The organism is Rhodobacter sp. 4.3.4, assembly GCF_058724655.1.
Genome location: NZ_CM178967.1, coordinates 125178 through 142550 on the forward strand (window position 1 = coordinate 125178; position 17373 = coordinate 142550).

Annotated in this window: 18 protein-coding genes; 10 read left to right on the top strand and 8 right to left on the bottom strand. The window is 61.9% G+C overall.

The window, feature by feature from the left end; all coding sequences use genetic code 11:
- Window position 1: 1 nt before the first annotated feature.
- Together AC4PTB_RS00590 and AC4PTB_RS00595 are read left to right on the top strand one after the other, a co-directional pair.
- Window positions 2–1069, top strand: coding sequence for a FecCD family ABC transporter permease (locus tag AC4PTB_RS00590; RefSeq protein WP_492191205.1), 1068 nt, complete (start codon window positions 2–4; stop codon window positions 1067–1069).
- 3 nt (window positions 1070–1072) lie between these two features.
- Window positions 1073–1852, top strand: a complete 780-nt coding sequence (locus AC4PTB_RS00595) for a heme ABC transporter ATP-binding protein (protein WP_492191206.1) — start codon at window positions 1073–1075, stop codon at window positions 1850–1852.
- Here the strand turns inward: AC4PTB_RS00595 and AC4PTB_RS00600 are convergent.
- From AC4PTB_RS00600 to AC4PTB_RS00625, 6 genes are all read right to left on the bottom strand, one after another.
- Entirely contained in the window at window positions 1831–2067 is a 237-nt protein-coding gene (locus AC4PTB_RS00600; RefSeq protein WP_055210429.1) for a FeoC-like transcriptional regulator, read from the bottom strand. The genes AC4PTB_RS00595 and AC4PTB_RS00600 overlap by 22 nt on opposite strands.
- 9 nt (window positions 2068–2076) lie before the next feature.
- Entirely contained in the window at window positions 2077–4416 is a 2340-nt protein-coding gene (feoB, locus tag AC4PTB_RS00605; RefSeq protein WP_492191207.1) for a Fe(2+) transporter permease subunit FeoB, read from the bottom strand.
- Window positions 4413–4661, bottom strand: coding sequence for a FeoA family protein (locus AC4PTB_RS00610; protein WP_201778585.1), 249 nt, complete (start codon window positions 4659–4661; stop codon window positions 4413–4415). The genes feoB and AC4PTB_RS00610 overlap by 4 nt, the downstream gene beginning before the upstream one ends.
- On the bottom strand, window positions 4658–4927 hold the full coding sequence (locus tag AC4PTB_RS00615) for a FeoA family protein (RefSeq protein WP_492191208.1): 270 nt from the start codon (window positions 4925–4927) through the stop codon (window positions 4658–4660). Before AC4PTB_RS00615 ends, AC4PTB_RS00610 begins: the two co-directional genes overlap by 4 nt.
- Before the next feature lie 140 nt (window positions 4928–5067).
- Window positions 5068–6030 (bottom strand): CDF family Co(II)/Ni(II) efflux transporter DmeF, encoded by a 963-nt coding sequence (dmeF, locus tag AC4PTB_RS00620; protein ID WP_492191209.1) that lies wholly within the window; start codon window positions 6028–6030, stop codon window positions 5068–5070.
- 8 nt (window positions 6031–6038) lie between these two features.
- Window positions 6039–6317, bottom strand: a complete 279-nt coding sequence (locus AC4PTB_RS00625) for a metal/formaldehyde-sensitive transcriptional repressor (RefSeq protein WP_492191210.1) — start codon at window positions 6315–6317, stop codon at window positions 6039–6041.
- 166 nt (window positions 6318–6483) lie between these two features.
- On the opposite strand from AC4PTB_RS00625, the gene AC4PTB_RS00630 reads away from it, so the two are divergent.
- The gene (locus AC4PTB_RS00630) at window positions 6484–6945 is read left to right on the top strand and encodes a hypothetical protein (RefSeq protein WP_492191211.1); all 462 of its coding nucleotides are present in this window, start codon (window positions 6484–6486) and stop codon (window positions 6943–6945) included.
- A gap of 200 nt (window positions 6946–7145) precedes the next feature.
- Here AC4PTB_RS00630 and AC4PTB_RS00635 read toward each other — a convergent pair whose 3' ends face one another.
- Together AC4PTB_RS00635 and AC4PTB_RS00640 are read right to left on the bottom strand one after the other, a co-directional pair.
- Window positions 7146–8252, bottom strand: a complete 1107-nt coding sequence (locus AC4PTB_RS00635; RefSeq protein ID WP_492191212.1) for a tyrosine-type recombinase/integrase — start codon at window positions 8250–8252, stop codon at window positions 7146–7148.
- A 216-nt stretch (window positions 8253–8468) separates the two neighbouring features.
- The gene (locus AC4PTB_RS00640) at window positions 8469–8687 is read right to left on the bottom strand and encodes a hypothetical protein (protein ID WP_492191213.1); all 219 of its coding nucleotides are present in this window, start codon (window positions 8685–8687) and stop codon (window positions 8469–8471) included.
- 222 nt (window positions 8688–8909) lie between these two features.
- On the opposite strand from AC4PTB_RS00640, the gene AC4PTB_RS00645 reads away from it, so the two are divergent.
- The 7 genes from AC4PTB_RS00645 (at window position 8910) to AC4PTB_RS00675 (ending at window position 17126) form a co-directional block, all read left to right on the top strand.
- Window positions 8910–9299: a helix-turn-helix domain-containing protein gene (locus AC4PTB_RS00645; RefSeq protein WP_492191214.1), complete on the top strand. Its 390-nt coding sequence runs from the start codon at window positions 8910–8912 to the stop codon at window positions 9297–9299.
- Window positions 9299–9964, top strand: coding sequence for a hypothetical protein (locus tag AC4PTB_RS00650; protein ID WP_492191215.1), 666 nt, complete (start codon window positions 9299–9301; stop codon window positions 9962–9964). The genes AC4PTB_RS00645 and AC4PTB_RS00650 overlap by 1 nt, the downstream gene beginning before the upstream one ends.
- A gap of 254 nt (window positions 9965–10218) precedes the next feature.
- On the top strand, window positions 10219–11613 hold the full coding sequence (locus AC4PTB_RS00655; RefSeq protein WP_492191216.1) for a class I SAM-dependent DNA methyltransferase: 1395 nt from the start codon (window positions 10219–10221) through the stop codon (window positions 11611–11613).
- A 77-nt stretch (window positions 11614–11690) separates the two neighbouring features.
- The gene (locus AC4PTB_RS00660; RefSeq protein ID WP_492190214.1) at window positions 11691–12872 is read left to right on the top strand and encodes an IS5 family transposase; all 1182 of its coding nucleotides are present in this window, start codon (window positions 11691–11693) and stop codon (window positions 12870–12872) included.
- 100 nt (window positions 12873–12972) lie between these two features.
- The gene (locus AC4PTB_RS00665) at window positions 12973–14454 is read left to right on the top strand and encodes a restriction endonuclease subunit S (RefSeq protein ID WP_492191217.1); all 1482 of its coding nucleotides are present in this window, start codon (window positions 12973–12975) and stop codon (window positions 14452–14454) included.
- Entirely contained in the window at window positions 14451–16043 is a 1593-nt protein-coding gene (locus AC4PTB_RS00670; protein ID WP_492191218.1) for a restriction system-associated AAA family ATPase, read from the top strand. The genes AC4PTB_RS00665 and AC4PTB_RS00670 overlap by 4 nt, the downstream gene beginning before the upstream one ends.
- A 189-nt stretch (window positions 16044–16232) precedes the next feature.
- Window positions 16233–17126 (top strand): hypothetical protein, encoded by an 894-nt coding sequence (locus AC4PTB_RS00675; RefSeq protein ID WP_492191219.1) that lies wholly within the window; start codon window positions 16233–16235, stop codon window positions 17124–17126.
- Window positions 17127–17373: the final 247 nt, after the last annotated feature.

The window sequence follows — 17373 nt, forward strand, 5'->3', positions numbered from 1 at the left end:
GATGGCCGAGACGACGCTTGCGGCCCCGGCGCGGCCGCGCCGGCTCGGGTTGCCGCAACGGCTGCCGGTGCCTTTGGTGACGGTGGTGCTGCTTTGTGCGCTTGCGCTGGCGGCGGCGGCAAGTCTGAGCCTTGGCGCCTCGGGGCTACTGCCCTGGGAGCCGCTGATCCGCGATCTGTCGCCGGTCGAGACGGCGATCCTGCTGGATATCCGCCTGCCGCGGCTGTTCATGGGGGCGCTGGTAGGCGCGGGCCTCGCCGTGTCGGGCGCGCTGATGCAGGGGCTGTTCCGCAATCCGCTGGCCGATCCGGGGCTGGTGGGCGTCGGCGCGGGCGCGGGGCTGGGTGCGGTGGCGGCCATCGTTCTGGGCGGGGTCCTGCCCGCGGCTTTCCGGGCCGCGACCGGGCCTTATGTGGTGCCACTGGCCGCCTTTGCGGGCGGCTGGGCGGCGGTGCTGATCCTTGCGCGGATCGCCAGCCTGCGCGGGCAGACCTCGATCGCGACGCTGCTTCTGGCGGGGATCGTGCTGGGCGCGCTTGCGGGCGCGGTGACCGGCATCCTGATCTTTCTCGCCGATGACAACCAGCTGCGCGACTTGACCTTCTGGGGGCTTGGATCATTGGCCGGGGCGAACTGGCTGAAACTGGGCGCCGCCGCGCCGATCCTGCTGGCCGGGCTGGCGTTGGCGCCGTTTCTGGCGCGCGGTCTGGATGCGATGGCCTTGGGCGAGGCGGTGGCGCATCACATGGGCGTGCCGGTCGAGCGGGTGAAACGCGGCGCGATCCTGTCGGTGGCGGCGATGACCGGGGCGGCGGTGGCGGTCTCGGGCGGCATCGGCTTTCTGGGCATTGTCGTGCCGCATATCCTGCGCCTTGCCATCGGGCCCTCGCACCGGCTGCTGTTGCCGCTCTCGGCGCTCTTTGGCGCGGCGCTGCTGATCGCCGCCGATACCGTCGCGCGGCTGGTCGTGGCCCCGTCCGAGCTGCCCATCGGCATCATCATGGCGCTGATCGGCGCCCCGGTGTTCCTGTGGATTCTTCTGGCCCGTCGTACCGTCGTGGAGATTTGACCGATGCTGAGTGCCACCGAAATCACCGCGAAACTGGGTGGGCGCGAGGTGCTGCACCGGCTTGATGTCGCGGCCCGGCCGGGGCAGATCACCGCCATCGTCGGGCCGAACGGATCGGGCAAGACGACGCTTCTGCGCCGCCTGACCGGGGATCTGCCGGGCGGCGGCGTGGTTCTGCTGGAGGGCGAGCCGGTGGCGCAGCTGTCGCCCCGCGATCTGGCCCTGCGCCGGGGGGTGCTGCCGCAGGCGAGCACGCTTGGCTTTCCCTTCACCCTGCGCGAGGTGGTGGCAATGGGCCATCAGGCGGGCGCCAGTGCCGCCCGCCCGGGCGTGGTCGAGGCCGCGCTGGCCGAGGTCGGGCTGGCGGCGAAGATCGACGGCTTCTTTCAGGACATGTCGGGGGGCGAACAGGCGCGGGGCCATCTGGCGCGGGTGCGGGCGCAGGTCTGGGAGCCGGTCACAGAGGGCCGCCCGGCCTGGCTTTTCGTCGATGAACCGGTGGCGGCCTTGGACATCGGGCACCAGCTGCAGGTGATGGCGGTGCTGCGCCGCTTTGCCGATGCGGGCGGCGGCGTGGTCGCGGTGATGCACGACCTGAACCTGACCGCGATGCATGCCGATGCGATGATCCTGATGGAGGCGGGTCGGATCGCGGCCTCGGGCCCGCCCGAGGATGTGATGACGGCGCCGCTTTTGTCACGGGCCTATCGCTGTCAGCTGTGCCTCAATACCGCGCCGCGCAAGGGGGTTTGGCTTCTGCCTCAGGCGGCGTCGCTCGTCTGAGGCAGGCAGTAATATTCCGCCGCGGCGCAGCCCTGCTTCGACTTGCAGCCGCAGCAGGCGGCTTCCTCGACCGCAAGGACAAGCCGCCCCTTGCGGACGAGGCGCCCGGCCATGTCGCGCATCGCCTCGGGCGAGGAGCCGAAATGCAGGCTCAGATCGCGCAGGCTCGCCCGGCCGACCCGGGCGACGTAGTCCTGAATGTCTTGCAGCGCCATCTGTGCCTCCTATTGCGCCGCCACGGCGCGGGCGCGTTCGGCCCGGTTCGCCCAGAATCGCAGCCCGCCGAACATCGCCGCCGAGACCAGCGCCAGACCGATCAGCCAGCTTGCCGAGGCCGCGGGATGCAGGCTGAACCGTGCCGCCTGATAGACGCCCGTGCCAAGGATCCAGCCCACCGCCGTCGCCCAGCCCGCCACGAAGACGGTCCAGCCCATGCCGGCTTCCCGCACCATCGCCGCAAGCGCCGCGGTGCAGGGGAAATAAAGCAGGATGAACAGCAGATAGGCATAGGCCCCGGCGGCGCCGTCGAAACGGGCGAGCATCGCCTGACCGGTCGGCGTGGCATTCGCGCCCGCCTGCGCCTCGATCTCGCCAAGGCCGAGCGGGTCGGTCCAGTTCGCGATTGCATCGCCCAGATTCGCGGGCACGGTTGCCACGGCTTCGGAGAGCGCGGCGGGAAGGCTGAACGGCGCCTCTGCCTCGGGCGCGGCCTCTTCTCCCGCGGTTTCCGAAGCAGCGGCGGCGGCATCGGCCTTGCCCGCTTCGGCATAAAGCGCATCCAGCGTGCCGACGACGGCCTCTTTCGCAAGAATGCCGGTGAAGACACCCACGGCGGCGGGCCAGTTTTCCTCGGTCATACCCATCGGGGCGAAGATTGGCGTGATCGAGCGGCCGATTTCGCTGAGCACCGAATTGCGGCTGTCGGCATTGCCGAAGCTGCCATCGGTGCCCATCGAGTTCAGCACGTTCAGCACCATCACCATCGGCACGATGATTTTCGTCGCCTGGGTGACGAAATTGCGGGTCTTTTCCCAGGTGCGGATCAGAACGCCCTTCAGCGTCGGCACGTGATAGGGCGGCAGTTCCATCACGAAAGGCGTGACCGGGCCGGAGAGCAGCGTCGATTTCATCACCAGGCCCGAGAGGATCGCCACCCCGATCCCGGCCATGTACAGGCTGAACACGATCAGCCCGCCATGCCCGGGGAAGAACACGGCGGCAAACAGCGCATAGACCGGCAGACGGGCGCCGCAGGACATGAAGGGCGCCATCAGGATCGTCATCAGCCGGTCGCGGTGACGCTCGATCGTGCGGGTGGCCATGACGGCGGGCACGTTGCAGCCAAAGCCGACGATCAGTGGCACGAAGGCCTTGCCGGGCAGGCCGATCGCCCGCATCGCGCGGTCCATCACAAAGGCCGCCCGCGCCATGTAGCCCGAATCCTCCAGCGCCGAGAGGAAGAGGAACAGGAAGACCACGATCGGAATGAAGGTCGCCACCGTCTGCACGCCGCCGCCAAGGCCGGTGGCGACGATCTCGCGCAGCCAGTCAGGGCTGCCGATGGCGCTCATCGCATTGCCCAGCCAGTCAACAAAGATCGCCCCCGCGGCGATGTCGAAGAAATCGATGAAGGCGCCGCCGATGTCGATGGTGAAAAGGAACATCAGATACATCAGCAAAAGGAAGATCGGCACCCCGAAGATGCGGTTCAGCACCACCCGGTCGATCCGGTCCGAGGTGGTTTCCGACACCCGGCGCTGATCGCGGATCGTCGCCGCCATCACCTGCCCGATGAAGCCGTAACGGGCATCGGCCAGCACGATGTCGATATCCTCGCCCAGGTTTTCGGTCAGCTCCTTGCGGGCCTGCGTCAGCGCCGCGACCAGCGCCGGATCGGGGCTGTCGCCCAGAAGGCTGTCGCTTTCCAGAAGCGAGAGCGCGGCCCAGTCGGCCTCGACCCCGCGCGCGATGGCCAGCGGCTCGATCTGCGGGCGCAGGGCGGCGACCGCCGCCTGCACTGGCGCGGCATGGAAACTGGCCCGGCGCGGCAGGACGATTTCATGGCCCATCGCCGCCAGACCCGCCTTGAGCGCGGCAACGCCCCGGCCCTCGGCCGCGACGACGCCGTAGACCGGACAGCCGAGGCTGGCGGAGAGCGCCGCCAGATCCAGTTTCAGCCCGCGCGCCTCGGCGATGTCGAGCATGTTGACCGCCAGCACCACCGGAACCTTCATCTCCAGCAGCTGCGCGGTCAGGTAAAGGTTGCGTTCCAGATTCGAGGCATCGACGATATTGAGCACCACATCGGCTTCCCGCGCGGCGACGAAATCGCGGGCGATCTGTTCGTCCAGCGACAGATCCCCTTCGGCGGCATCCAGCGAATAGGTGCCCGGCAGGTCGATCAGCTCGACCTCGGTCGCGGCTTCGCGGAACCTGCCCGATTTGCGTTCCACGGTGACGCCGGGCCAATTGCCGACCTGTTGCCGGGCGCCGGTCAGCGCGTTGAACAAGGTGGTCTTGCCGCAGTTCGGGTTGCCGACGGTGCCGACGGTCAGTTTCTTCATTGTGCGTCCTCCGACAGCATTTCGACCTGCAGGGCATCGGCCTCGGCCTTGCGCAGGGTCAGACGGAAGCCGCGGAGCGCGATTTCGACGGGATCGCCCATCGGCGCCACCCGCTGCACGGTGAATTCCGCCCCCGGCGTCAGCCCCATCGACAGCAGTTTCGCCCGGTAGCCCCCCGCGCCGCCCGCCAGACGCAGCACCCGGCCCCGGGTGCCGACCTTCATGTCCTTGAGATGCAGGGTCATTTCAGATCCTCCGGGCGGGTCTCGGTGACCAGGATCTTTTGCGCCACGCCGCGGCCGATGCCGAAACGGCTGTCGCCGACGGCCAGCACCACATGACAGCCCTCGCGCTGCATCAGCCGGATCACCCGGCCCGGGCCGATGCCCATAGCGAGCATCCGCGCCGAAAAATCGGCGCAGCCGGACAGGCTCTGCACGGTCAGCGCCACCCCAAGGGGCGCCATCGCCAAAGGCAAAGCCTTCAGATCGGGGTGAAAAGCCATGGTCATCCGGCTGCCTCGCTTAATCTGACTGGATAGGTCAAGAACTGCGTCATTCCTGACTGAAATAGTATGGGTCAAAAGCGCGCAGCCGTCAAAGCCCCCCTGCCGGGGGGCTGCGAGAAGCGTGCCAAGCGGCGGAACGCCGATCAGCGGGCCGGGTTCACTTCGATGGTGACATGGGCAAGCTCGTGCAGATGTGCGAGCCTTGCGCGATAGGCTGCGGGGGGCTGCGGGGGATCGGCGCTCAGCGCGATGATGGCGCCGTGCTGGCCCGGCCCAAGCTGCCACAGATGCAGGTCGGTGATCCGGGCCACGGGCTGCAGCGCCGCGCGGATCTCGGCGGGCAGGGTTTCCTCCGCGGGGATGTGATCGACCAGCACGCCGCCCGCCTGTTTCATCAGCCCGAAGGCCCAGCGCCCGATCACCAGCGCGCCCAGCAGGCCGATGACCGGATCCAGCCAGACCCAGCCCCAGATCCGCCCGCCGATCAGCGCGGCAATCGCCAGAACCGAGGTCAGCGCATCCGCCAGAACATGCAGATAGGCGGCGCGCAGGTTGCTGTCATGGCCGTGGGTGTGATGGTGGTGGTGGTGATCGTGGCCGTGGTGGTGATCATGATGATGATCCTCGTGCAGCAGCAGCGCCGAGCCGAGATTGACCACAAGCCCGATCCCCGCGACCAGGATCGCCTGGGTGAAATCGATGCCGACCGGCGTCACCAGCCGCCACAGGCTTTCCGCGCCGATCAGCACCGCCACCACCCCCAGCACCACCGCGCTGGCAAAGCCCGCCAGATCGCCGATCTTGCCGGTGCCGAAACTGAAGGCCGGGTTGCGGGCCTGCCTGCGCGCATAGGCATAGGCGGCCGCGGTGATCGTCAGCGCCGCCGCATGGGTCGCCATGTGCCAGCCATCGGCCAGCAGCGCCATCGATCCGAACAGCGTGCCCGCGGCGATCTCGGCGACCATCATCACCGCGGTCAGCCCGATCACCAACCGCGTGCGACGGGCATTGCGGTCATGATGCGCGCCCAGAAAGACATGCTCATGCGGTGCCGCCATCCCGGCAAAACGGGACAGGGCAGCAGAAGGGTCGGCGTGATCGTGCATGGGAGCCTCTATTTCAGATAGATCCGCAGCGCCCTGGACAATTCCTCTGCGCCGCGTTTGCGGGCCTCGGGGTCGTCGACCGCGGCGATGTGATGCGCCAGATGCGACTCGATCAGCTCTGCGGTCAGGCCGCTGACCGCGCCCCGCACCGAGGCGACCAGATGCAGAATGCCGCCGCAGTCGCGATCGGCCTCGACGGCGCGTTCGATCGCCTCGATCTGGCCCTTGAGGCGACGGATGCGCGACAAAAGGGCGGTCTTGTCTTCGGGATGGGTCAGGTGGGACATGCTGGCTTTCAATATAGCTATAGGGGTATGGGTATCATATCCCGGGCCTTGCGGCAAGCCGCGGACTTGACGAAACCAAGTAAAACGGTCAACTATTGCCTACCCAGCCTTGCGCACGGCAGCCCTGCTTCCCCTTCGACCAGCTTCCCCTTCGAAAGGTCTGCCGATGTCGCATCCCGATTGCTCGCCCCGCACCGCCTTTGGCCCCGCGCCCGCGCCGGGATCATACCCTTGGGCGCTGCTGCAGATCCTGCGGCTGCAGATTCAAAGCCAGATCGCCCCCGAGCGGCACAGCTGGCAGCGCGGTCTGGCGCTGGCGGGCGCGATCTGGGGACAGGTCGAGGGGCCGCAGGTCTTTGCCGCGCTGGCCGGGATGCTGGACCGGATGGGGCGGTCGCGGCGCTCGATGTTCCGGTTTTCGAACCCGGATTGCAGCGGCTGCGCGGCGATGATGACGGCGCATGAATCGCTGTTTTTGCAGATCATCACGCTGACCCTTCGGGCGCAGGACGACAAGGCGGAGCGGGTGGCCTTCCTGCTGTGCGAGGGGAATGACATCTCCGGTCTTGTGCAGGCGGCGGTGCGGCTGGCGCAGCTGCTGCCGAGCGAAGCCGCGGCACGGATCTGACTGCCCCGGTGCAGCGGCAAGTCACATGCGCTTTCACGCCGCTTCGGAAGAGTCCGGCCGGGCGATCCTGCCGCGATGGCCCGCTGACCGGCGCGATATCGCTTTAGCAGCGCGGGCTATTCCCGCATCCGGCTCTGACAGCTGAAAAGCATGGCGACCCCGAGTGGATTCGAACCACCAACCTGCCCCTTAGGAGGGAGTCATTCATCCCGCTTTTCCTTCTTTGATTTCCGTGCCTTGGGCCGCTTGTCCCCGGCATCTTGTACAAGGTTTGTACGAAAGCGCGCCCTGACCTCGGCCTCGTCAGTCTCCGCGTGGGCGTAAATGCGCATCGGCAGATTGGGATCTGACCAGCGCCCAGCCTTGGCCGCCGTGACCGGATCGACGCCCTGCCGAACCACCAGTTCGGTGAAAAACCCATGCCGCCCGGCAGGGTGCGCGGACAGGTAGGGAATGCCCGCTCGCTTGCATATCGTTTTCCAGCGGTTGTTGTATCCCGTCGAACTGCCATAGCCGAAGACACGCGGCGAAAGCAGTTCACCGGTCTTGAGGTTCTTCGGCTGCTTCGGCCTCAGCGCCACCAGTTCGGCCATCATCTGCGGCGAAACGGTGATCCAGCCCTCGGGATGCCCTTTCTGCGCTTTTATCCGCACCTCGCAGCTTCGCGGGCGCAAGTCTTCGGGTTCGATGGAAATCGCCTGATCGATGCGCGCCGCCGTTTCGAACATGAAGCGCAGCATGGCGGCGTTGTGGGGGTCGGCGGCGGCACAAAAAGCCTCGACCCAATCGCGCGTCGCTGGGATGCGTTCAACCCGGCTGGTCTTTCGGCGCCGCTGGTCCTGGGCGATGCGCTCGAACTTGTCATACCGCTTCACCCGGAGGAGCGGGGTGCCCTTGTGCTCGTGGGCATTGTTGATCACTGCACGCGCCGGGGTGACGATCTCGCGCCACCAGGTGTCGGTGCAGGCATTTGGCTTCAGCTTGCGCCCGAGACTTTTCAAAAGTGCGCCGGTGATCGTTCCCAGCGGCATCTCTCCGATCTCGTCAAGGATCGGCAGAAGCTGTTTCGCCGTCTTGGCAGATGGGTGATAGAAATCGACCGCATCGGCAAAGCGCAGACTGTGCTCTTCCCCGATCAGATATTTGCGAACCTGAAGCTCTGTTTCGTCGTTTATCCAGTCCCGTGCGCCAGCTTCAGTAGTCGCTCGCGTGCTTTGGCGGTATGGACCGGCGATCGGTCGGCCGTTGTAATCGACCCAGCCCTTGACCCAGTAGACGGAACCACGTTTGTAGATTTCGAGCGGCATGCCTGTCCTTCCTCGAAAATGGTGTCGATCTGAGCGGGCGTGATCAGCATGGTGCGTCCGACCCGGAAGAACGCGCCTGTGTCGTTCGCCCTCCCTCTCAGCGTCCGCTCGGAAATCACGATCCCCATCCCCGCCATTACCTCTACCCATTGCGCGGGCGTCCTGCCCTTGCCAAGGATCTCGGATTGCTCCACCTGATCTGCACTCATCACACCCTCACCCTTTTGAACCGTCACCGATGGTCTTTTCTCGGGCGGTGACCGTGAACCGGGAGACATATTTCTCCCAAGCCCCAGTGGGGATCTTCGGGTTGCGTTTGCCCGGAGCCGTGAAGATGTGATCGAGCATGTCTTCGCGGATCAGGTAGCGCACGTTCGACACGGGGATGCCGACCCGTTCGGCCAACTCCTTCGGTGTCTCCAGCAACTTTCCCATGCTTCGCCTCCTCAAGTCGTACGCTTACGAACAGCGGCGCAGGAAATCGTTTTGCATTCAGAATGAAACAAAACTACGCTGAAGCTGCATGAATCAAGCGTATCGCCATCTTTCGTGTCACTTCTTAATAAGAATGACCACGAATGAGGTCAATACAAATACAAACGAAAGTTGCGCATGACCGTAACAGGCCTTGGACATCGCCTCGCGGCCGTAAGAAACATGGCGCATCTCTCGCAAGAAGAGATGTCGCAGAAGCTTGGCATCAGCCGCAGCGCCTATCAGAACTACGAACGTGGGCAGCGAGACCTGACGGCGCAATTGTTGCTCGCGATCTACGCGTCCTTCGATGTCGATCCGCTCTGGATGCTCGAGGGCGACACCGATGCCGGCAAGAGCCGTAGGCACGAAGCGATCGCGGTCGCCTATCGCAAGATCGGAATAGCCGTCGAGCGCCGGATCATCGAGCGCGGTTTGACCTTGACGCCCGAAAAGAAGTGGGACGCCATCGAATTCTTGTTCGATGAATTCCTGAACACCGATGCATCTGCTGTCGAAGGCAGAGAGCCGGACAGCACGAGAATTGACAGTGTATTGAGGTTGGTGAGTTGATGCTTGATCAAGAAATTCCCGAGGAAGTTAGAAAGCTGCGCCCGCGCAAATTGCGGCTTGGTCAGGACGCCGAGAGCCTGTTGGCGCACGCCTGCGGCGCCGAGGACGACCCGAGCCCCTCGCGCCAGCGTCGGGGCCTCCGCCCGAAGGCCGATAGCATCAATGCCATTCGCTGCGCGGACTGTGGCCAGGTCGAATACCTCACGCGAGAGTACTGCCGATGCGGGCATTATCTCGTCGGGCAGCTTCAGGATGAATACCTCGCTTGGGAGCAGGATCTGCTTGGAACCCAGCAGCGTCTTTCGGCCGCTGCGGATCGGCGCTTGAGGCCATTCCGGCTCGCGACGCTGGCAGCCCTGCCCTTCGTGGCTTTGCCGCCTCTGTATGTGGGGTTCTCGGGCGCGCCCTCATCCGTCTATGTTTGGCTATGGATGCTCCCAGGGTTGGCACTTTTCGGTCTAGGCGGCATCGTCGAAGCGAAAGTCGTCGCGAGATGCGATGTTGTCACCAAAACCATCGCAAACGCCACGTTCGAGCAGTTCTTGAGTGGGCGTTGGGTGAGAGCTTTGGAACGGCATATGGAGTTGGAGAGCGTCGGAGCAACGGGCGGGGAGCCGCACGATGGCGGTGTGGCGGCGCAGGCGCAGCGAAATTGCAGAAGCTGACATTCATGCGCGACATGTCAACCCGCGGGCTGCAGCGCCTGCCTAGTATGGAGGTATAACCTTAAATAGGATAGTTCGTGATCGCGACACGGCCTCGGAACAGTTACTCATCTCGACCGGGCATAGTCGCGCTGCCATATCTCTTACAACGCGGTCGCTGCGGTCCCGCAACCGACCTAGTCAGCCTCTTTTGTGAGGCGGAAAATGCTGCTATTGCAGCAGAGAAAATAAGGGGACGTGCGTCAGTGACCACAATGGATCAGGAAGACCTTGCGGGACACCTATGGAGCCTTTGCCATGTCCTGCGAGACGATGGCATCGTTTATCACAAGTATCTGTCCGAGCTTACTTATCTGCTGTTCCTCAAGAACGCGAAACAACTCGGTGCAGAGCATGACATTCCGGAAGGTTGTCGGTGGGATGACCTCCTCGAGGCTCATGGTCCGGGCATGCTGGGCTTTTATCGGAAGCTTCTAACGCGGCTCGGTGAGGATGTCGCAGATGAGAACATCCGTAGTATATTCTCCTTTCCTACAACGGTGTTTTCCCACGACGAGAATCTCGAAAAAGTCGTTGCTGGGATTCAGGCTATAAACTGGCACGATTGCGACCGGGACAGCCTCGGCCTAATCTACGAAAGCCTCCTTGAGCGTAACGCAACCGAAGCTCGTTCCGGCTCTGGCCAGTACTTCACCCCAAGACCACTGGTGAACGCCATGGTGCGAGTGACGAAGCCGCGTGCAAGCGAGACCATTTTGGACCCAGCAGTCGGCACGGGGGGATTTCTTATCGCCGCACATCGCGCCTCCACGTCGCGAACAGCACAGAGCCGTGTCTATCAAGGTATAGAGATCGAGCGGGATACCTTCCGGCTTTGCCTGATGAACATGTATCTCCACGGGATGAAGGGTCGGGTGATCCATGGCGATGCGCTGACGGCGGACTCAGAAGATTTGCCGCCAGCAAGCCTCATCCTTGCCAATCCGCCGTTCGGTGTCAGTAGCGGCGGTGCGCGGAAGCGACGGGCTGACCTACCCCATCCGACGGCAAACAAGCAGCTCGCCTTCCTCCAGTACATCGGCCTCGCGATTACCCCCGGGGGGCGTGCTGCTGTCGTGGTTCCTGACAATGTGCTTTTTGAGCCGGGGGCGGGTCTTCAGGTTAGACGGGATCTCATTGAGAACTTCGATCTGCACACTGTCCTACGTCTGCCCACAGGGATTTTTTATGCGCCCGGCGTTCGGACGAACGTCCTCTTCTTTAATCGTCGCGATACCGGTCAATCGGGGATTGATGACGTTTGGTTCTACGATCTTCGCACCGACATGCCGACCTTCACGAAGCGTAAGATGCTTCAGGACGGTGATTTCGAGGATTTCGAAACCGCATTCGGGGATGATCCCTATGGTCGGTCGCCGCGTCTCCCGAGTGCGCGGTTCAGGCCCGTGTCCAAAGAGGAAATTCGGGCGCGGAACTACGACCTTGACATTCGATGGGAGAAGGACGCGCCGGATGAGAGGTTGCCCGACTTAGCCGACCTAGTGGCCCAGATGGACGACGCGCTTCACGAGGCCCGCGCCGCCCTGTCGGAGATTAGCGCCATCGTGAGTGGCGTTGAGGATCTCGATGCACCTAACTTAGGCGCTTAGCAGGCCGCTGAAATAGTCGGCCTCGACCGCGGATGCAGAACATGATTCACCCCTTCCCATAGCGAAGGGGGATCACGATGCGGGGCACGGACGAGACGAGCGGGTCGCTTTTCAGCTATGTCGACCTCGAGGATCGCATCCCGGCCAGGCATCCGCTGCGCAAGATCCGGCAGGTGGTCAATGATGCGCTGGCCAGCCTCGATGCTGATTTCGAAGGGCTTTACATCCGCTTCGGCCGCCCCTCGATCGCGCCGGAACGGCTGATCCGGGCGAGCCTTCTGCAGATCCTGTTTTCGATCCGCTCCGAGCGCCAGCTGATGGAGCAGATGGATTACAACCTGTTGTTTCGCTGGTTCGTCGGGCTGGGGATCGACGATCAGGTTTGGGTGCCGACGGTTTTCACGAAGAACCGCGACCGGCTGATGAATACCGAGATGTCGCGCAAGATAATGGCCGCGATCCTGGCGCATCGCGAGGTGGCGCCGCTCCTGTCGGACGAGCATTTCTCGGTCGATGGCACGCTGGTGAAGGCTTGGGCGTCGATGAAAAGCTTTCAGCCGAAGGCGCCGCCGCCCGAGGCCGAGGATCCCGATGATGATCCGGGTGACGAGGATCCCGGCGCGCCGCCGCCGCCAAGCCCCGCCCCCGACGCGACCGAAGCAAAGCCCGATCCGATGCCCCGCAGCCGCCGCCAGAACCGCAATGCCGAGGTCGACTTCCGGGGCGAGAAACGCTCGAATGCGACGCATGCCTCGACCACCGATCCCGAGGCGCGGCTTTACAAGAAATCCCCCGGCACCGGTGCGATGCTGTGCTTCATCGGCCATGCGCTGATGGAGAACCGCTCCGGCCTGATCGTGCAGGGCGAGCTGACCCGCGCCGATGGCCACGCCGAACGGCAAGCCGCGCTCGACATGATCCACCGACATTCGCCGGGGTCAACCCGGCGCCTGACGCTGGGCGCCGACAAAGGTTATGACGCCGCCGAATTCATCCGAGATCTGCGCAGGGCCTGCGTCACGCCCCATGTCGCGCAAAAGGCCCGACATTCCGCCATCGACCGCCGCACCACCCGCCACGACGGCTACGCCCTTTCCCTCAAGCATCGAAAGCGGATCGAAGAGGCTTTCGGCTGGGCCAAGACGGTCGGAGGGATGGCGCAGACGATGTATCGCGGCATCGAACGGGTGCAGTCGCGGTTCATCCTGACGATGGCCGCCAACAATCTGGCAAGACTGCCCAGGCTGCTCGCCGCCTGAGGACGAAGAGCAGTGGACCGGCGGGCGCTCAAGCCCAGAACTCGTACGAAAACGGGAAGTCCTTCTCGTCTGCCGACTATTTCAGCGGCCTGTTAGTATTATGACACGGATCGCGCCAGAAGTAGGCGAGAATATCGAGCTCGGCGCGGTAGTTTCCCTCGTTCGGGTCTCGAGTATGCCCGGAGATCTGCCGGCGAACACTCCGTTCATCGGCCTAGAGGGCATCGCGCCTCAAGAGGGCCGGATCATCAACCTGTCCAACGTCTCAGATGTTCGGAGTCGGGTTTTTCTGTTCCAGAACGGGGACATCCTCTACGGGCGCCTCCGGCCTTATTTGGTTAAGGCCGCTGTCGCGGACTTCGATGGCTCCGCATCTGGAGAGATTATCGTTCTTCGCTGCTCCGAGAGGATCCTTCCGCGCTATCTCCTCACCCTTCTGCTTAGTGAGGATTTCACGCAGTTTATTAATTCGCGCACGAAGGGCGATCGTCCTAGAACGTCTTTCGCGACAATCGCCAGCTATCAGCTTAACCTTCCGGCCCTCGAAGCCCAAGTTGAAGTCTGCGATCGCGACAGCCGACTTGTCGTCGCTGTGTCGACGCTTTCAGAGGCTCTTGTTGAATTGGAGCGCGCCGGCACATCGCTCGTGGAAACGACTCGGACGAGGTTGATTTGGGGTGCGGGCGCAGAGAGTAGTTTAGTCGCTCTAGCTGACCTCGTAGATTCTATCGACTATGGTACGCCTAAGAAAAGTTCTTACGGCGGTGTCGGCACGCCAGTTCTGCGTATTCCGAACATAATGTCGTCCGGTGGGATCGACGCGAGCGATATTAAGTATACCTCCCTGAATGAGCGCGAGGTTGATCAGTATCGCCTGAGGGCGGGAGACCTCCTTCTCATTCGCTCCAACGGAAGCCTGTCGCTGGTAGGTCAGGCTGCCAAGGTCGGCGCGGACCATCAGGGTCATGCTTTTGCGGGGTATTTGTTGCGGATTCGCCCCCGGAAAGGAGTCCTGGCCGACTACCTTCTGGAACTGATGCGCAGTAGCCCTTTCAGGCGACTGGTCGAGTCTGCGGCAAGATCAAGTACCGGCATCAACAATCTCAGCGCCGGTCGTTTGGCCGCCTTTCCTGTACCGCTGCTGCCGATTGAGCACCAGCAGCGGATCGTCGATACGCTGGCGCGTTTACAGGGGGCCGCGGCAGCATCTTCCGAGAACCTAAGGCAGGCGTGGTCCTATGCCACGGCGCTTCAGAAGACCGCGAGACGAGGCTGGTTAGGGCATACCGCATCAAGGGTATCAAAGCGACCAACCAGCACAGCATGGGACAAGCGCGTTAAGCCCGATCATGTCGACGCAGGAGATTTGCAGATGGACGAGGCAGTCGAGACCATGATCTTGCGTCGCTTGGACGCGATGCCTTTCGGTACAGGCAGCTTCGAGGTGCTTTCAGAGGGGCTGCGTGCGGATTATGATATGCTTCGAGATGCCGTATTCAAATTACTCGCCGCGAAACCGCCGGGTCTGGAACAGATATTCGACGAAAAAGATCGCTCAATTGTTCTGAGGCGCCCAGAATGAGGCTGATCCATCTAAAGATCCACGAGTCAGAAGCCTGTGGAAATCTCCTTAACGGTCTGAGCCTATTCCTCGATCGAGAAAAACCAAATGATAACGATCCATTCTCTAAACTATGCGTGGTTGGGCCTAACGGCTCAGGAAAATCGCAATTTCTGCAGACTATTGCCGAGATTTTTCAGGATGCCTGGCATACCCATGCACCAACGCAAGAGAGAGCTGAGCCCAATAAAGGGCTAACATTTGAGCTGATTTATGAAATCGCTCGTGGGGCGCACAACCGACAGAGAGTGAAGCTGTCGCGATTGCCTTCGCAAAGACGCCGGGCAGCAGTGCGTATGGAAAGAGAAGAAAGCAACGACTGGACGGAAGTGGTGTCCGGCGACCCGCTCTACGGCGAGCTTCTACCGCCAATCGTAGTCGGGTATACCTCTGGAGACAATGAGACACTCAGCCTACCCTTCTTCAAGAGCCGGGCAGCTTACGCGAAAGACGTCAGTTCGGCGGCGTTGGACCCTCAAAGGCGGGCAAGGGAGGTTCCAGATAATAGGCTACTTCTAATTGACTACGGTACTAATCTGGAAGTGCTGATTGCAAACCTAATGCTGGGATCCGAAGAGCTTTGCGGTAAAATGCTTGAGCACGCCGACCTTGCTGGGCTCGCCTCTTGGCGATGCATAATCCAGCTCCAGCCATCCACTGTGACCCGAACGAAGCCAATCAACGGCCGTCGGGGAGTAAAGCTGACTGAAGAGCTGGAGACCATCCTCGCCAAACTGCGGGCGTGCTCGACCTGCCAGCATTACAATCCTTCCTCAGATACCTATACGCTAGACTTTTTCGTTAACGACCAGACCCGTACGGCTTTCAGAAAGCACTGGACGAATGCTTCAGAGCTCTACCGGTCGTTCCATAAGTTCGCAATGCTCAACGATCTGGCGATTCCGAAGAGAGTTCGAAATCGTCTGGCGAGACAGATCATGAGAGGTCATTTCGCAACTCGGTTGCCAGAGCCTCAGGACGAGCACAAGGTGTTCAGGTTCGAGGAGGTGCGGTTTCACTCCCAGAAGGCTGGAGATGCTCCGGTCGATTATGTGGCGCTATCTGACGGAGAGCATCAACAAGCTCAGATCTTCGGCGTCTTCTCGATGATCACCGACGCTAATGCGCTCTTCTTACTCGATGAACCAGAGTCGCATTTTAATCCGCAATGGCGAGTCAAATTCATAGCCCGGCTAATGTCGATTCCCATCTCAGAAGTAACGGCCCGAGAGGTAATCTTAACATCCCATGCGCCATTCGTCCCATCTGACATGCGGCGAGAGCAGGTCATCATCTTCAAGAGAACAGAAAACGGTGTTGTGGCACGCAACCCAATCAACGAGACCTTTGGAGCGAGCTTTGATCGCATTCTGAAAGATTGCTTTGATGTCGCCCCCCCGATTTCTCAGATGGCCCGAGACGAAATAACGCGCCTTACGGAGAAAGGCAATGCTCAAGAAATAGAAGCGGCGCTCCCGGGTATAGGCGCATCCGTTGAAAAGGCTTTCCTGATTGATCGACTTAACCAGATGAAGGCCGGAGACGAATAGTTGCTATTTAACTTTCCGCCAAATCCAGTCCAGTCGAACTGGTTTCAGGATTTTCTGATTGAACTAGTAATAGAGTCGCTCCGTGCAAGGTCAGCTGGGAAGGTACCCCGGAATTGGAATGCTCTCTTGCCTCCAGCGCACGCAGAAGTTCTCAGTCGGCGGCGCGGCCTGAAAACGCGTTATCTGGCTTTGAACAAAGCAGCGGGAAGTCTCACGCCCGCCCAAGCGCGGGAGGCCCTAGTCCATATAGGCTCACCTAACTACTATGCAAACGTGCTATCGGGTGTGGTCTCGTTCCTACCACCGCTTGGGATCACGGATAGTTTCAAAGAGGCGCTGAAATCGCTATTTGACTTCGCCTTCGATCTCCTTAGTGAAATAAAAATTAACTCGAACGATAATCTGTGCATTCGGGATCAGCTGTATAGTCGCGCGTATCACGCGATGCCCGAGCATTTATGTCCGTTCTGCGGTATCGACCGCTTCGATGCGCCACACCCGAACATGCCACGCCACGCTCTGGATCACTATTTGGCGATTTCCATCTATCCGATTTTCGGAGCCCATCTGCCAAACCTCGTGCCAATGTGCGGGCGCTGTAATAGTAGCTTTAAGCTCGCAGCCGATATGCTCATGGACGACGATGGCGCCGCCCGGGCTTGCGTAGATCCCTACGGCGAACAGACGGCGCAGGTGTCCCTAATGAACAGTTCGCCCTTTGGCGGTGCGACAGGTGGCCAGTTCCCTCAGTGGGTGATTGATTTCGTGCCCGCAAGCGAGGCATTTGAGACATGGGACAACGTCTTCGGAATCCGACTGCGCTACAAAGAAAGCCTGCTTGATGCAGAGTACACAGCTTGGCTTGATGATTTTGCCAAATGGGCAAAGGATCGCGGATTGGCTGTGGCCACAAATCAGGAAGCCAGCGACGCTCTCAGAAAGTGGGCTGCGCTCTGCCCAGAGTTGAGAGATCAAGGTTTCATCAAACGGCCGATGTTCGAGATGCTCGCCGCGTCTGCACTGCGGGGGGACGCGGCGGGAAATCGCATCACCAGCTTGGTCGTCACTCTTTGCACCATGTGACGCTCCACTCGAACTGACCGGAAGCGTTTTTTCTTCGCAAGGCTACCATCGTGGCCGAATCTTTGCTGCAGGCCCTATAGACCGTCAACCTCCGGATATGCCGCCTCGCAGCATAGGTTGATGTCTACCGGCAGCTTGGGGCCGAACTCGCCTATCCGTAGGGCGAGTCGGCTGAGCCAGCCGAGCCTGAGGGCGCGATCCCGGACCATGGCGCCGCACGCAGGCTGAAACCTGACATAAGGCAGAG

Bases quoted from the DNA above. Each gene is read 5' to 3' on its own strand.
- AC4PTB_RS00615 (WP_492191208.1), bottom strand. From the start codon at position 4,927: ATGACCATGGCTTTTCACCCCGATCTGAAGGCTTTGCCTTTGGCGATG.
- AC4PTB_RS00640 (WP_492191213.1), bottom strand. From the start codon at position 8,687: ATGGGAAAGTTGCTGGAGACACCGAAGGAGTTGGCCGAACGGGTCGGC.
- AC4PTB_RS00655 (WP_492191216.1), top strand. From the start codon at position 10,219: ATGGATCAGGAAGACCTTGCGGGACACCTATGGAGCCTTTGCCATGTC.
- dmeF (WP_492191209.1), bottom strand. From the start codon at position 6,030: ATGCACGATCACGCCGACCCTTCTGCTGCCCTGTCCCGTTTTGCCGGG.
- AC4PTB_RS00635 (WP_492191212.1), bottom strand. From the start codon at position 8,252: ATGCCGCTCGAAATCTACAAACGTGGTTCCGTCTACTGGGTCAAGGGC.
- AC4PTB_RS00595 (WP_492191206.1), top strand. From the start codon at position 1,073: ATGCTGAGTGCCACCGAAATCACCGCGAAACTGGGTGGGCGCGAGGTG.
- AC4PTB_RS00670 (WP_492191218.1), top strand. From the start codon at position 14,451: ATGAGGCTGATCCATCTAAAGATCCACGAGTCAGAAGCCTGTGGAAAT.
- AC4PTB_RS00645 (WP_492191214.1), top strand. From the start codon at position 8,910: ATGGCGCATCTCTCGCAAGAAGAGATGTCGCAGAAGCTTGGCATCAGC.
- AC4PTB_RS00600 (WP_055210429.1), bottom strand. From the start codon at position 2,067: ATGGCGCTGCAAGACATTCAGGACTACGTCGCCCGGGTCGGCCGGGCG.
- AC4PTB_RS00630 (WP_492191211.1), top strand. From the start codon at position 6,484: ATGTCGCATCCCGATTGCTCGCCCCGCACCGCCTTTGGCCCCGCGCCC.
- AC4PTB_RS00610 (WP_201778585.1), bottom strand. From the start codon at position 4,661: ATGACCCTGCATCTCAAGGACATGAAGGTCGGCACCCGGGGCCGGGTG.
- AC4PTB_RS00590 (WP_492191205.1), top strand. From the start codon at position 2: ATGGCCGAGACGACGCTTGCGGCCCCGGCGCGGCCGCGCCGGCTCGGG.
- feoB (WP_492191207.1), bottom strand. From the start codon at position 4,416: ATGAAGAAACTGACCGTCGGCACCGTCGGCAACCCGAACTGCGGCAAG.
- AC4PTB_RS00665 (WP_492191217.1), top strand. From the start codon at position 12,973: ATGACACGGATCGCGCCAGAAGTAGGCGAGAATATCGAGCTCGGCGCG.
- AC4PTB_RS00660 (WP_492190214.1), top strand. From the start codon at position 11,691: ATGCGGGGCACGGACGAGACGAGCGGGTCGCTTTTCAGCTATGTCGAC.
- AC4PTB_RS00650 (WP_492191215.1), top strand. From the start codon at position 9,299: ATGCTTGATCAAGAAATTCCCGAGGAAGTTAGAAAGCTGCGCCCGCGC.
- AC4PTB_RS00625 (WP_492191210.1), bottom strand. From the start codon at position 6,317: ATGTCCCACCTGACCCATCCCGAAGACAAGACCGCCCTTTTGTCGCGC.